The organism is Pseudacidovorax sp. RU35E, from assembly GCF_900156165.1.
GTDB lineage: Bacteria > Pseudomonadota > Gammaproteobacteria > Burkholderiales > Burkholderiaceae_C > Xenophilus.
The window spans coordinates 55302-69831 of the sequence record NZ_FTMY01000006.1; the positions used below are offsets into that span (position 1 = coordinate 55302).

Here is a 14530-nt window from a genome sequence, read left to right on the forward strand (position 1 = left end):
TCCGTGCCGCCCCCGCCCACGGACCGCACCACCGAAAGCCACGCCATGTTCGAACACATTCCCGCCTACCCCGGTGATCCGATCCTCTCGCTGATGGAGGACTTCCAGCGCGACACACGGCCCAACAAGGTGTCCCTGAGCATCGGCATCTATTTCGACGACGACGGCCGCCTGCCGGTGATGAAGGCCGTGCGCACCGCCGAGACCGCCCTGCTGCAGGAAATCGGCCCGCGTTCCTACCTGCCCATGGAAGGCATGGCCGACTACCGCGCCGCGGTGCAGAGGCTGGCCTTCGGCCCCACGCACGAGGCCGTGACCAGCGGCCGCGTCGCCACCATCCAGACCATCGGCGGCTCCGGCGGCCTGAAGGTGGGTGGCGACTTCCTCAAGCGCTACTTCGGCGATTCGCAGGTGTGGGTGAGCGACCCGACCTGGGAGAACCACCGCGCCATGTTCGAGGGTGCCGGCTTCCAGGTGAACCTGTATCCCTACTACGACCCGGCCACCGGCGGCCTGCGCTTCGAGGACATGCTCGCGGCCTTCAAGACGCTGCCCGCCCGCAGCATCGTGCTGATGCACGCCAGCTGCCACAACCCCACGGGCGTCGACCTGTCGCAGGACCAGTGGAAGCAGCTGATTCCGGTGATCGCCGAGCGCGGCCTGATTCCCTATGTGGACATGGCCTACCAGGGCTTCGGCGACGGCCTGGTCGAGGACGCCTTCGCGCCGCGCGCGCTGGCCGATGCGGGCGTTCGCTTCTTCCTGGCCAACTCCTTCTCCAAGAGCTTCTCGCTGTACGGCGAGCGCTGCGGCGGCCTGTCGGTGGTGTGCGGCTCGGCCGAGGAAGCCGGCCGGGTGCTGGGCCAGCTCAAGAGCTCGGTGCGCGCCAACTATTCCAGCCCGCCGACGCATGGCGCGCGCATCGTGACGCGCGTGCTGAGCACGCCCGAGCTCTACGCCCAGTGGGACGCCGAGCTCGCCGAGATGCGCGGCCGCATCAAGGCCATGCGCGAGGCCCTCCACGCCACTCTGGTCGACCGCCTGCCCGGCCGTGACTTCGGCTACTTCCTGACCCAGCGCGGCATGTTCAGCTACACCGGCCTCACGCCCGAGCAGGTGGACCGCCTGCGCGAAGAGCATGCGGTGTACCTGGTGCGCTCGGGCCGCATGTGCATCGCCGGCCTGTCGACCAAGAACGTGGCCTACGTCGCCCAGGCCATGGCCGCCGTGCTGGACTGATCCCACCCTCCCAGGAGCCTTGCGATGAATTCCTCGACATCCGCCGGCCCGGCGGAGGGCGGAGCACTGCCCGAACAGATCGTCCATGAAGAGAAAGCCCAGCTCGACTTCAGCCAGTCGATGAGCTACGGCGACTATCTGCATCTGGACGAGATCCTGAGCGCCCAGCATCCGCTGTCGCCCACGCACGACGAGCTGCTGTTCATCGTGCAGCACCAGACCAGCGAGCTGTGGATGAAGCTCATGCTGCACGAGTTGACGGCCGCCACGGCGGCCATCGCCAACCCGGGCGAGAACACCAAGCCCGAGGCCTTCAAGATGCTGGCGCGGGTGACGCGCATCATGGAGCAGCTGGTGGGGGCCTGGACGGTGCTGTCGACCATGACGCCTCCGGAGTACACGGCCATGCGGCCCTACTTGGCCAACTCCAGCGGCTTCCAGAGCGCGCAGTACCGCTGCATCGAGTTCTCGCTGGGCAACAAGAACGCCGCCATGCTCAAGCCCCATGCCCACCGGCCGCACCTGCTGGCGATGGTGGACGCCGCGTGGCGCCGGCCCTCGCTGTACGACGAGACCCTGCGCCTGATGGCCCGCGAAGGCCTCGCCATTCCGGCCGACAAGCTCGAGCGCGACTGGACCCAGCCCTACACCGCGAGCGAGGCCGTCCAGGAGGCCTGGCTCACGGTCTACCGCGACCCGAAGGCGCACTGGGACCTCTACCAGCTCGGCGAGAAGCTCACCGACATCGAGGACGCCTTCCGCCTCTGGCGTTTCCGGCACGTGACCACGGTGGAGCGTGTGATCGGCTTCAAGCGCGGCACCGGCGGCACCGGCGGCGTGAGCTACCTGCGCAAGATGCTGGACGTGGTGCTGTTTCCTGAGCTCTGGACGCTGAGGACGGAGCTTTAATGGCAATTCATCCGGCGTAGAGCCAGGGCTGGTCCATCAGGGCCGGGCCGGCCAAGCGCATCGCCAGGTCGCGGCCCCAGCGCACCGGCCCGCCCAGGTGGAAGATGCCCCCGTTGCGCCGCGCACGGGCCTGCACCTGCGCATTGCGCGCCCAACGCGCCTGCGCATAGCGCGTCAGGGCCTGGGGCACCTCGGCCGGCGTGCAGCCACTGAGCTGCTGCGCCAGCGCCACGGCATCCTCGATCGCCATGCCGGCACCCTGTGCCAGGTACGGCAGCATGGGGTGAGCCGCATCGCCCAGCAGCGCCACACGCCCGTCGACCATCTCCTGCGGTCCGGCCAGCGGCGTTCGGTCGCACAACGTCCAGGCTCGCCACGCCGGAACGGCGTCGAGCAGCGCCCGCAGCGGCTGGCCGACATGGCCGCTGGAACGGTCGAGTGCAGCGCGGCTGGCGGCCTGATCCCAATCTCGCGCGTCGGCGTCGGCGTCGGCGCCGACTTCGGCTTCGCCGAGCGGCGATTCGGCCAGCACCACCAGGTTGAGCCATTCGCCGCCTCGCACCGGATAGGCCACGGCGTGCAATCGCGGCGCCAGCCAGACGTCCACCTGCCGGCTGCGCAGTGCTGCCGGCAAAGTGTCCTGCTTCAGCAGCGCGCGGAAGGCTGTGTGGCCGGTGGGCCGGGCGGACGCCGCATCGGGCCAGATGCGCGGCCGGACACGGCCCCACACCCCATCCGCGCCGATGAGCGCATCGCCCTCCCACGCGCGGCTGTCCGAGGTGGCGGCGCAGACGAATGCATCGCCGCGCGTGGACAGGCGCTCGATGCGGGCGTTTGTGTTGAGCGTCACACCTGCGTTGTCCAGAGCACGCACCGCGTGCAGCAGCAGGCTGTGCAGATCGGCGCGATGGATCGTGAAGTAGGGCGCGCCGTAGCGCTGTTCCATGGCACCTGCGAGCGGCATGACGGCGATGCGGGCACCCGTCAGCGCCGAGGACACGCACAGCCGCTCGGGACGGGCCACGACATCCTCCAGCGCCTCTTGCAGTCCCAGGGCCTGCAGCCGGCGCACGACGTTCGGCCCCAGCTGAATGCCCGCGCCCACCTCGCTGAAGGCAGGCGCCTGCTCCATCAGGTCTGCCGTGTGGCCGGCCCGCGCCAGCGCCAGGGCGGCGGCCAGGCCGCCGATGCCGCCGCCAACGATGAGGGAATGGATGCGCATGCGCTCGTGAACCCCAAAAAGTCCACGATTCTCGGCCCGCCGCAGCCTGGCCCGCTGCGCAGGATCAGCGAGACGCCGACGGCGACTGGGCGTCGTCCTTGCGGGAGGACGGCTTCGGCCCGCAGCTGCCACAACTGTCGCACGAGCCGCAGCCGCCCACCTGGCCAAGGGAGCGGGCCACGTTGGCCTCGCGCTCCTCGCGCACCAGGCCGCTGCGCGCCATCCAGCGCGCCATGCGCGGCGCGAGCGACCGGCGCCAGCCCGCCGGCATCCAGTGCCAGGCGGCATAGACGGCGGCCACGAGGACGATCAGGGCAACGACGGCGTTCTGCATGGCAAGGATCTCCGCATCAAGAGCGTCAGCCGGCCCCGAGAGCCAGCGCGACGCGGTAGGTGATGAAGCAGGCCGCGTAGGCCAGCCCGAACAGGTAGCCGGTCATGATGAAGACCTGCTTCCAGCTGTTGGTCTCGCGCTTCACCGTGGCCAGCGTCGAGATGCACTGCGGCGCAAACACGAACCACACCAGCAGCGACAGCGCGGTCGCCAGCGACCAACTGCCGGCGATCAGCGGCTCCAGCGCGCCCGCCACCTCTTCGCCAGTGGCCGAAAGCGCATACACGGTGCCGAGCGCACCCACGGCCACCTCGCGCGCGGCCATGCCCGGCACGAGGGCGATGGAGATCTGCCAGTTGAAGCCGATGGGCGCGAAGACGTGCTCCAGCAACCCGCCCAGTCGGCCGGCGAAGCTGTATTCGATGGCGGGGCCGGTGGCACCGGCGGGCGGTGCCGGGTAGCTGGACAGGAACCACAGCAGGATGGTGAGCGTGAGGATGATGGTGCCCACGCGGCGCAGGAAGATCCACGCCCGCTCCCACAGCCCCAGCAGCAGGTTGCGCAGGTTGGGCCAGCGGTAGGCCGGCAGCTCCATCAGCAGTGGCGAGTGGCCCTGCTGCGTGCGCAGGCGCTTGAGCACCCAGGCCACGGCCATGGCCGAGACGATGCCGAAGACATACAGCGCGAACAGCACCACGCCCTGCAGGTTGAAGATGCCCAGCACCTCGCGCTGCGGGATGAAGGCGCCGATCAGCAGCGCATACACCGGCAGCCGGGCCGAGCAGGTCATCAGCGGCGCGATCAGGATGGTGGTCAGCCGGTCGCGCCAGTTGCTGATGGTGCGCGTGGCCATGATGCCGGGAATGGCGCAGGCGAAGCTGGACAGCAGCGGAATGAAGGAACGGCCCGACAGGCCCACGGTGCCCATCACCCGGTCCAGCAGGAAGGCGGCACGCGGCAGGTAGCCCGAATCCTCCAGCGCCAGGATGAAGAGGAAGAGGATCAGGATCTGCGGCAGGAAGACCAGCACGCCGCCCACGCCGGCCACCACGCCGTCGACCAGCAGGCTGCGCAGCGGCCCGTCCGCCATGATGCCCTGCACCCAGCCGCCGATGGCATCGGTGCCGGCCTTGATGGCGTCCATGGGCACGGCCGCCCAGCTGAACACGGCCTGGAACATCAGGAACAGCGTCACGGCCAGCACCAGCATGCCCCACACGGGATGCAGCACCACGCGGTCGATGCGGTCGCTGGTGGCCAGGCTGCCTTGCGGCGTCTGCACCGCCAGGTCGAGGATGCGGCGCACTTCCTTGTGCGAGGCCAGCACGTCGTCCATCGACGGCGCCTCCCAGGGCAGCGGCGAGGCGGCTGGCACCGGCGCATCAAGTGCGGCCAGCAACTCGGTGGCGCCATGGCGGCGCACGCCCACGGTGCGGATCACCGGAATGCCCAACTCGCGCGAGAGGATGTCGGTGTCGACTCGGATGCCCTGGCGCTCGGCCATGTCGGTCATGTTCAGCGCCATCACCATCGGCACGCCCAGACGCCTGGCTTCAAGCACCAGACGCAGGTTCAGCCGCAGGTTGGTGGCGTCGGTCACGCAGACCAGCAGGTCGGGCAGCTGGTCGCGGCGGCCGGTGACCACGTCGCGCGTCACCGCCTCGTCGGCCGAGAGGGCATTGAGGCTGTAGGCGCCAGGCAGGTCCAGCACCGCCACGCTGCGGCCGCCGGGGGTGCGCAGCTCGCCTTCCTTGCGCTCGACGGTCACGCCGGCATAGTTGGCCACCTTCTGGCGGCTGCCCGTCAACAGGTTGAACAGGGCCGTCTTGCCGCAATTGGGATTGCCCAGCAGCGCCACACGGCGCGGCGGGTTGGGCGACTGGAACGCGATGCTCGCCTCAGCCATGGGCGGCCTCCGCGGGTGCGACATGGATCAACGCAGCCTCGTAGCGGCGCAGGGCGAAGGTGGTGTGGCCGAGCCGCACGGCCAGCGGCTCGCGGCCGGGGTGGCCGCTTGCCACCACGCAGACACGCTCGCCGGGGACAAAGCCGATCTCCGTCAGGCGCAGCGCGAGGTCGCGGTCCTCTGCGCCTTCGCCGCGCGCGACGTCCATCACGGTCGCCCATTGGCGGTCGGGCAGTTGGTCGAGCGGCAGAAAGGCGGCCGGTGCGCGCGAGGCAGGAGTGGACACGGAGGCAAACGGTCCCGCTGCGACGCGGAACTCTCTCTGGCAAAAGCTAGATGCTAACAATTTTCAATTGCAAGCAGGAGCCCCGTGGGTCAGAAACCGCGTTGCCATTCGGCAATGCGGGCCGCGGCCGGCCGCCCAAAACAAAGGCCGCGGAACGGCGTTCACCGTTCCGCGGCCTTGCTCGCATCAGCACCGCGCCCACTCGGACGCAGCGGCCGGGCGCTTCAGCCCTGCAGCAGTTGCCGCAGCACGAAAGGCAGGATGCCGCCGTGCTTGTAGTACTCGACCTCGATGGGCGTGTCGATGCGCAGGCGCACGGTCACTTCATTGCGGCTGCCGTCCGCGCTTTCGATCACCAGCTTGACATCGTCGCGCTGGGGCTTGAGCTCGCCGGGGATGACCACGTCGACCTTCTCGTCGCCCTTGAGGTTCAGACCCTGCCAGGAATCGCTGCCCAGGAACTGCAGCGGCAGCACGCCCATGCCGACCAGGTTGGCGCGGTGGATGCGCTCGAAGCTGCGGGCCACCACGGCCTTGATGCCCAGCAGCTGCGTGCCCTTGGCCGCCCAGTCGCGGCTGGAGCCGGTGCCGTATTCCTCACCGGCGAAGATCACCGTCGGCACGCCCTGCTCGATGTACTTCATCGCGGCGTCGTAGATGTACATCTTCTCGCCATTGGGCTGGAACAGCGTCAGACCGCCCTCCTCGCGCGAGCCGTCGGCACCGGCCGGCAGCATCAGGTTCTTGATGCGCACGTTGGCAAAGGTGCCGCGCATCATCACCTCGTGGTTGCCGCGGCGCGAGCCATAGCTGTTGAAGTCGGCCTTGCCCACGCCATGGGCCTTGAGCCACTGTCCGGCGGGCGAGCTCTCCTTGATGGAGCCGGCCGGCGAGATGTGGTCGGTGGTGATCGAGTCGCCGAAGAGCGCCATCACGCGCGCGCCGGTCACGCCCGTCTCCGTCGCCTTCGGCTCCATGCCGAAGCCTTCGAAGAAGGGCGGCTCGGCGATGTAGGTGGAAGTGGGCCAGTCGTAGACCTCGCCCTGCACGCCCTTGATGCTGTTCCACAACTCGCCCGGGTTGGCGGCGATCTGCTCGTAGTTGCGGCGGAAGGCCTGCGCGTCCATGGCGAAGCGCAGCAGCTCGTCCACCTCGGCAGCGCTGGGCCAGATGTCGCCCAGGTAAACGTCCTTGCCGCCGGTGCCCTTGCCCACGGGCTGGGTCATCAGGTCGACCGTCACGTTGCCTGCGATGGCGAAGGCCACCACCAGGGGCGGCGAGGCCAGGAAGTTGGCCTTCAGGTTCGGGTGGATGCGCGCCTCGAAATTGCGGTTGCCCGACAGCACGGCCGCGCACACCAGGTCGTTGCCGGTGATGGCGTCGTTGATTTCGGACGCCAGGTCGCCGGCATTGCCGATGCAGGTGGTGCAGCCGTAGCCGGCCAGGTAGAAGCCCAGTTTTTCCAGGTAGGGCAGCAGGTTCGTCTTCTGCAGGTAGTCGGTGACGATGCGCGAGCCGGGCGCCAGCGAGGTCTTGACGTGCGGCTTGACCGTGAGGCCCGCTTCCACCGCCTTCTTGGCCAGCAGGCCCGCCGCCAGCAGCACGCTGGGGTTGGAGGTGTTGGTGCACGAGGTGATGGCCGCGATGAGCACGTCGCCGTTGCCGATGGAGACCTGCTTGCCGTCCAGTGCGATGTCATGGCGCACCGCCAGCTTGTCGGCCGGCTGGTTGAAGCCGTTGGCCTCGTTGGGCTTGCTGTAGAGCTCGGTGAAGCGGCCGGACAGATGGCCCAGGTCGATACGGTCCTGCGGACGCTTGGGGCCGGCCAGGCTGGGCGTGACGGTCGACAGGTCCAGCTTGACGGTCTTGGTGTAGTTCAGCGCGCCGGGGGCGGGCATGCCGAACAGACCCTGGGCCTTGTAGTAGGCCTCCAGGCGCTCGATCTCCTCGTCCGTGCGGCCCGTGCCGCGGAAGTAGGCGATGGTCTTCTCGTCGACCGGGAAGAAGCCCATGGTGGCGCCGTACTCCGGCGCCATGTTGCCGATGGTCGCGCGGTCAGGCACCGGGATGGACGCGGCGCCGGGGCCGAAGAATTCGACGAACTTGCCGACGACCTTCTCCTGCCGAAGGATCTGCGTGACGTAGAGCACCAGGTCGGTGGCCGTCACGCCTTCGCGCAGCTGGCCGGTGAGCTCGAAGCCCACCACATCGGGCGTGAGGATGTACACCGGCTGGCCCAGCATGGCGGCCTCGGCCTCGATGCCGCCCACGCCCCAGCCGACCACGCCCACGCCGTTGATCATGGTCGTGTGGCTGTCGGTGCCCACGAGCGAATCCGGGTACCAGGTCGCCACATCGGCCCTGTCGTCGGCCGACTTGTAGACGCCCCGCGCCAGGTACTCCAGGTTGACCTGGTGCACGATGCCGAAGCCCGGGGGCGTGACGCCGAAGGTGTCGAAGGCCTGCATGCCCCACTTCATGAACTGGTAGCGCTCCTTGTTGCGGGAGAACTCCAGCTTCATGTTCAGGTCCAGCGCCTGGGGCGTGCCGTAGTGGTCCACCATCACCGAGTGGTCGACCACCAGGTCCACGGGCACCAGCGGCTCGATGGTCTTGGGCGACTTGTCCAGGCGCTTCGCAGTGCTGCGCATGGCGGCCAGGTCGGCCAGCAGCGGCACGCCGGTGAAGTCCTGCAGCACCACGCGCGTCACGACGAAGGGAATCTCCTCCGTGCGCTCGGCAGTGGGCTGCCAGTTGGCCAGTTGCTCCACATGTTCAGCGGCCACCTTCTGGCCGTCGCAGTTGCGCAGCACCGACTCCAGCACGATGCGGATCGACACCGGCAACTTGGCGATGTTGGGGAACTGCTTGGCCAGCTCGGGCAGCGACCAGTATTTGCCTTGCCGGCCAGAGGCCGTCTTGAAGGTCTTGAGGGCGGAAGCGAAGACGTGGGGAGTAGCAGCGTCAGCCATGAGAAGCATCCTTCTTGTTCGAACCAACGAGCAAGATAGCAGGCTTTGAAGGCAATGGACGTCAGCGGGCTACCCCTCGTTCGGCCATGCTCAGGCTTGCAGCATGGACCCGCGCCGCTGCGAAGTGGCGCGAAGTCCGGCCCATTGCGCAGCGGCCAGCGCGAGCACCACCATCACCTGAAGGCCGACCCACGCCTCGCCGGCCACCGTCGGCTGCACGCGGCCGCTGAAAAGCAGGCCGAGGCAGGCGATGGCCCAGCCGACGTTGCCGGCCACCACCAGGCCGATCAGTCCGCGCGGTGGCGCGGCGCGCCCCGCCATCCAGGCGGCAGCGGCGGCATATATCAGCAGGAACAAGCCGGTGGATCCGAGCAACGCCGGCGGCAGACCGGTCAGAGCGGACAGCGGAGCCGTCGCCCCACACTGGACGGCACCCGTGGCCAGGCAGGATGCGGCATCCAGCCACATCACACGGGGAAGAAAACGGGGCGAGATCAGGATCGAGGACATGGAAGCTCCTTGCAGGGTGAGGGGAATCGACGGTGCCCGAGGGCTACCGTCAGACGCATCCTCCCGGGTGCGCGGCACGCCGGCCATGACCTGGGAGGTCATGGTCCATACACCAGAGGCTTCGCCAGAATGGGGACATGTCCGCCACAACGACCCCCGCCGCCGGTGCACCGCCGGCCGGCGATGCCTCCTTCGGCGCCCACCTGCGCCACTGGCGGCAGCACCGGCGCCTGAGCCAGCTCGAACTGGCGCACGAAGCCGACGTCTCCACGCGTCACCTGAGCTGCGTGGAAACGGGCCGCGCCCTGCCCAGTCGCGACATGGTGCTGCGCCTGGCCGAAAGGCTTGCGGTACCGCTGCGTGAGCGCAACCGGCTGCTGGTGGCCGCTGGCTATGCGCCCATGTACCGCGAACGTTCCATCGACGATCCCGCCCTGTCCATGGCGCGCCGGGCCGTCGACCGGCTGCTGCAGGCGCACGAACCCTACCCCGCCCTGGCGATCGACCGCCACTGGGGCATGGTCGCTGCCAATGCACTCGTGCCCCGCCTGCTGGAGGGCGTTGCAGCGAGTCTGCTGACGCCACCGGTCAACGTGCTGCGCCTGAGCCTGCATCCCGAAGGGCTTGCTCCCCGCATCGTCAACCTGCGCGCCTGGCGGATGCACCTGCTGGAGCGGCTGGCACACCAGATCGGCGCCACCGCCGATCCGGCGCTGCAAGCGCTGCACCAGGAGCTGTCCGGCTACGCCGTGCCGCCCGAACCCGACACCGAGGCCGGCATGGCGGCGGGCCAGTCCGACGCACTCGCCGGCATCGCCGTGCCGCTGCGGCTTCGCATGGGTGACGACACGGTGCTGAGCCTCATCAGCACCACGACCGTCTTTGGCACGCCCGTCGACATCACGTTGCAGGACCTGGCCATCGAAGCCTTCTTCCCGGCCGACGCCGCCACGGCCGCAGCGCTGGCCGCGCTGGCACCGGCCGCGGAGCGGGCGGTACAGGTCGGCATGCGCTGACAGGCGGACGCGCCTCAAGGCGTCAGGCAGCCGCACGGCGCGCTTCTACGGTGCATGGCACGCGTCCTCGTCGACGCGCCGCCTCATCCACCCACCAGAAGGTACAGAAAGACCGCCATGACTCACACCGACGACCACGCCAAGCTCTGGGAGCTGATCAAGGACACGCGCTTCGGCATGCTCACGCACCGCCATGGCGACGGCCTGTTGCACAGCCACCCGCTGACCACGCAGAACCGCTCGGTGGACGAGAACGCCACGCTGTACTTCTTCATTCCGCTGGACGGCGAGATCGCCCGACACGTCGCCAACGACCCGATCGTCAACGTCGCCTATGCCAATCCGGACGACGACAGTTATGTGTCGGTGGCCGGACGCGCCGTGCTTTCCAGCGATGAAGCGCTCAAGCGCGAGCTTTTCAACAAAGTCGCTGAGGCTTGGTTCCCGAAGGGCATTGAAGACCCGAACCTCGGCCTGCTGGCCGTGAACATCGAGGCCGCCGAATACTGGGACGTGACCGAGAGCAAGGTCACACAGTTGCTCAAGATCGCTCGCGCCGCCGTAGGAGGCAAGGCGCCGCCCTCGATGGGCGAGCACAAGAAATTGGACCTTTGAGTCCCAGAGCGAGCCGCTGCCCCTTGCTAGGCCCGGCCGGCTCATTGACATGTGGCACATGGATCGGGACCGCGCCTGCCCCACCATGTGAACCTGACAAAAGCAAAAAGGGCCCGCCTTGAGGCGGGCCCTTTCTTTTGCCGGAGCGCGCGGGGATCAGGCAGCGACGCCGTCGGCCACTTCCTTGTAGTCCTCGATCTTGTCGAAGTTCAGGTACTGGTAGATCTTGTCGCCGTTCTGATTGATGACGCCGATGTCTGCCATGTACTCATCCTTGCTGGGGATGCGACCCAGCTTGGAGCAGATCGAAGCGAGCTCCGCCGAGCCGAGATACACATTGGTGTTCTTGCCCAGGCGGTTGGGGAAGTTGCGGGTACTGGTGGACATCACCGTCGCGCCCTCGCGCACCTGTGCCTGGTTGCCCATGCACAGCGAGCAGCCCGGCATTTCAGTGCGGGCGCCGGCATTGCCGAAAACGCCGTAGTGGCCTTCCTCGGTCAGCTGCTGCGCGTCCATCTTGGTCGGCGGCGCGATCCACAGCTTGACCGGGATGTCGCGCTTGCCTTCCAGCAGCTTGGACGCCGCGCGGAAGTGGCCGATGTTGGTCATGCACGAGCCGATGAACACTTCGTCGATCTTGGCGCCGGCCACGTCGGACAGCGTCTTCACGTCGTCCGGGTCGTTCGGGCAGGCCACGATGGGCTCGTGGATGTCGGCCAGGTCGATCTCGATCACGGCCGCGTACTCGGCGTCCGCGTCGGCCTTGAGCAGTTGCGGGTCCTTCAGCCAGGCTTCCTGCGCGGCGATGCGGCGCTGCAGCGTGCGGGCGTCTTCATAGCCCTCGGCGATCATCCACTTCATCAGCGTGATGTTGCTGTTGATGTATTCGATGATCGGCTCCTTGTTCAGGTGCACCGTGCAGCCGGCGGCCGAGCGCTCGGCGCTGGCGTCGGACAGTTCGAAGGCCTGTTCCACCTTCAGCTCCGGCAGGCCCTCGATCTCGAGGATGCGGCCGGAGAAGATGTTCTTCTTGCCCTTCTTCTCGACAGTCAGCAGGCCCTGCTTGATGGCGTAGAGCGGAATGGCGTTGACCAGGTCGCGCAGCGTGACGCCGGGCTGCATCTGGCCCTTGAAGCGGACCAGCACCGACTCGGGCATGTCCAGGGGCATCACGCCGGTGGCGGCCGCGAAGGCCACCAGGCCGGAGCCTGCGGGGAAGCTGATGCCGATCGGGAAGCGGGTGTGCGAGTCGCCACCGGTGCCCACGGTGTCGGGCGTCAGCAGGCGGTTGAGCCAGCTGTGGATCACGCCGTCGCCCGGACGCAGCGAGATGCCGCCGCGGGTGCTGATGAAGTCGGGCAGCTCGTGGTGCATCTTCACGTCCACCTTCTTCGGGTAGGCGGCCGTGTGGCAGAAGGACTGCATGACCAGGTCGGCCGAGAAGCCCAGGCAGGCCAGGTCCTTCAGCTCGTCGCGGGTCATGGGGCCGGTGGTGTCCTGGGAACCGACCGAGGTCATCTTGGGCTCGCAGTAGGTGCCCGGGCGGATGCCCTGGCCTTCGGGCAGGCCGCAGGCGCGGCCGACCATCTTCTGCGCCAGCGAGAAGCCCTTGCCGCTGTCCACCGGCGCCTTGGGCAGACGGAACAGCGTGGAGGCCGGCAGGCCCAGCGCCTCGCGCGCCTTGGCCGTCAGGCCGCGGCCGATGATCAGCGGAATGCGGCCGCCGGCGCGCACTTCGTCGAACAGCACGTCGCTCTTGACCTGGAACTCGGCGATGACCTGACCGTCCTTCAGCGCCTTGCCTTCGTAGGGGCGCAGCTCGACGGTGTCGCCCATGTTCATCTGGCTCACGTCCAGTTCGATAGGCAGGGAGCCGGCGTCTTCCATGGTGTTGTAGAAGATCGGGGCGATCTTCGTGCCCAGGCAGATGCCGCCGAACTTCTTGTTCGGGATGTAGGGGATGTCCTCGCCCGTCCACCACAGCACGCTGTTGGTCGCCGATTTGCGCGACGAACCGGTGCCGACCACGTCACCCACATAGGCCACGGGCAGGCCGCGGGCCACCAGGTCCTGGATGAACTTGACGGGGCCACGCTTGCCGTCTTCTTCCGGCTCGAAGGGCGCGCCGTCGCGCTTGTTCTTCAGCATCGCCAGGGCGTGCATCGGAATGTCGGGACGGGTGGTGGCGTCCGGGGCCGGCGACAGGTCGTCGGTGTTGGTCTCGCCGGGCACCTTGAAGACGGTGAAAGTGATGCTCTGGGGCACTTCCGGGCGGCTGGTGAACCACTCGGCGTCAGCCCAGCTCTGCAGGACGGCCTTGGCATGGGCGTTGCCGGCATCGGCCAGTTCCTTGACGTCGTGGAACTGGTCGAACATCAGCAGCGTCTTCTTGAGGCCCTCGGCCGCCACGGCGCCGACTTCGGCATCCTTGAGCAGGTCGATCAACGGGCCGATGTTGTAGCCGCCCAGCATGGTGCCCAGCAGTTCGGTGGCGTGCGCACGGCTGATGAGCGCGTTCTTCTCGGTGCCATGGGCGATGGCCGCGAGGTAGCTGGCCTTGACCTTGGCCGCGTCGTCCACGCCGGCAGGCACGCGGTACGTCAGCAGGTTCAGCAGGAATTCGCCGTCCTTGGCGGTGGCGGACTTCAGAAGTTCGATGACTTCGCTGGTCTGCTTGGCGGTCAGGGGAAGCGGGGGGATGCCCAGCGCGGCGCGCTCGGCGACATGGTCAACGTAGGCTTGCAACATCTTTCTTTTCTCCGGAAAACGTTCGGACAGCATCCATCCACGCCGGCATCCGCAGGGGTTCGAAGCCCTCCCAGGGCCTGCGGGCCGACGAGGGCCACAGCGCGAAGCTCATAGCAAGAGCCGCGCCGGTGGCCGGCCGGGCTGCGGGTTATTTCTTGGGCGCGTCGGCCCCTTCGAACAGGGCCTTGGGCGGGTTCTTCTTCATCTCTTCGGCGAAGGCCACCTGCGGCGCCGCCTGGCACTCGTCCGCCATGCGCACGCCCTGCTTCTGGTTCATCAACATGGACTTGTTGCCCAGTTGCAGCCACATGGCCCCCGCACCGCTGTCTTCCAGGCGGATGGCGCCGGTACGGCTTTCGACGGGATGCATGCGGTACTTGGCACCCTTGGTGCTGACAGTGAAGAAGCCAGGCTTGGCGTCGTCCGCCGTCACCGTGACGTCCGCACCCAGCTCGCACTGGATCTTGCCGGTGTAGACGCGCTTGGCGACTTCGATATCGCCTTCCGTCAGCACGGCATCGGCGACCGGCGTGGTCTCTTCCACCGCCTTGACGGCGCTGGCCTTGAGATGCTGCTTGCCCTTGACGGGCACGACCTTGTCCTTGGAGGCGGCCTTGTTGGAGGACTTGGTGGCGGACTTGGCCTTGGTCGACGCCTTTTCGGCAGTACTCGCCGACTGTGCCAGCGCGGACAGGGGCAACGCGAGCGCAGCAGCGGTGATGAACGCGAGGGTCTTGTTCATGGTGACAGGAATCCTTTTCCTTGGATGGCGA

At 67.9% G+C, this 14530-nt stretch carries 12 protein-coding genes; 4 read left to right on the forward strand and 8 right to left on the reverse strand.

Annotated features, from left to right (window positions below; all coding sequences use genetic code 11):
• The first annotated feature begins 45 nt into the window (after positions 1-45).
• Together BXA03_RS12130 and kynA are read left to right on the forward strand one after the other, a co-directional pair.
• Positions 46-1239: an amino acid aminotransferase gene (locus tag BXA03_RS12130; protein ID WP_076507870.1), complete on the forward strand. Its 1194-nt coding sequence runs from the start codon at positions 46-48 to the stop codon at positions 1237-1239.
• A gap of 24 nt (positions 1240-1263) precedes the next feature.
• Positions 1264-2148: a tryptophan 2,3-dioxygenase gene (gene kynA / locus BXA03_RS12135; protein ID WP_076507873.1), complete on the forward strand. Its 885-nt coding sequence runs from the start codon at positions 1264-1266 to the stop codon at positions 2146-2148.
• 7 nt (positions 2149-2155) lie between these two features.
• Here the strand turns inward: kynA and BXA03_RS12140 are convergent, their stop codons facing one another.
• From BXA03_RS12140 to BXA03_RS12165, 6 genes are all read right to left on the reverse strand, one after another.
• Positions 2156-3370: an FAD-dependent monooxygenase gene (locus BXA03_RS12140; protein ID WP_076507876.1), complete on the reverse strand. Its 1215-nt coding sequence runs from the start codon at positions 3368-3370 to the stop codon at positions 2156-2158.
• 64 nt (positions 3371-3434) lie between these two features.
• Positions 3435-3704, reverse strand: coding sequence for a DUF6587 family protein (locus BXA03_RS12145; protein ID WP_076507878.1), 270 nt, complete (start codon positions 3702-3704; stop codon positions 3435-3437).
• Positions 3705-3729: 25 nt separating this feature from the next.
• Positions 3730-5610 carry a ferrous iron transport protein B gene (feoB, locus tag BXA03_RS12150; protein WP_076507881.1) on the reverse strand — a complete coding sequence of 627 codons (1881 nt, stop codon included), beginning with the start codon at positions 5608-5610 and terminating at the stop codon, positions 3730-3732.
• Complete coding sequence (locus tag BXA03_RS12155; RefSeq protein ID WP_076507884.1) at positions 5603-5896, reverse strand: FeoA family protein; 294 nt, start codon at positions 5894-5896, stop codon at positions 5603-5605. Before BXA03_RS12155 ends, feoB begins: the two co-directional genes overlap by 8 nt.
• Before the next feature lie 224 nt (positions 5897-6120).
• Positions 6121-8868, reverse strand: a complete 2748-nt coding sequence (gene acnA, locus BXA03_RS12160) for an aconitate hydratase AcnA (RefSeq protein ID WP_076507886.1) — start codon at positions 8866-8868, stop codon at positions 6121-6123.
• A 90-nt stretch (positions 8869-8958) separates the two neighbouring features.
• Positions 8959-9378, reverse strand: coding sequence for a hypothetical protein (locus tag BXA03_RS12165; RefSeq protein WP_076507888.1), 420 nt, complete (start codon positions 9376-9378; stop codon positions 8959-8961).
• Positions 9379-9515: 137 nt separating this feature from the next.
• Here BXA03_RS12165 and BXA03_RS12170 point away from each other — a divergent pair, with 137 nt between their 5' ends.
• Positions 9516-10394, forward strand: coding sequence for a helix-turn-helix domain-containing protein (locus BXA03_RS12170; RefSeq protein WP_076507890.1), 879 nt, complete (start codon positions 9516-9518; stop codon positions 10392-10394).
• Between the two features lie 117 nt (positions 10395-10511).
• On the forward strand, positions 10512-11009 hold the full coding sequence (locus tag BXA03_RS12175) for a pyridoxamine 5'-phosphate oxidase family protein (protein WP_076507892.1): 498 nt from the start codon (positions 10512-10514) through the stop codon (positions 11007-11009).
• 156 nt (positions 11010-11165) lie between these two features.
• Here the strand turns inward: BXA03_RS12175 and BXA03_RS12180 are convergent, their stop codons facing one another.
• On the reverse strand, positions 11166-13757 hold the full coding sequence (locus BXA03_RS12180) for a bifunctional aconitate hydratase 2/2-methylisocitrate dehydratase (protein ID WP_076507895.1): 2592 nt from the start codon (positions 13755-13757) through the stop codon (positions 11166-11168).
• 148 nt (positions 13758-13905) lie between these two features.
• On the reverse strand, positions 13906-14499 hold the full coding sequence (locus tag BXA03_RS12185) for a hypothetical protein (RefSeq protein ID WP_076507898.1): 594 nt from the start codon (positions 14497-14499) through the stop codon (positions 13906-13908).
• Between the last annotated feature and the right edge of the window lie 31 nt (positions 14500-14530).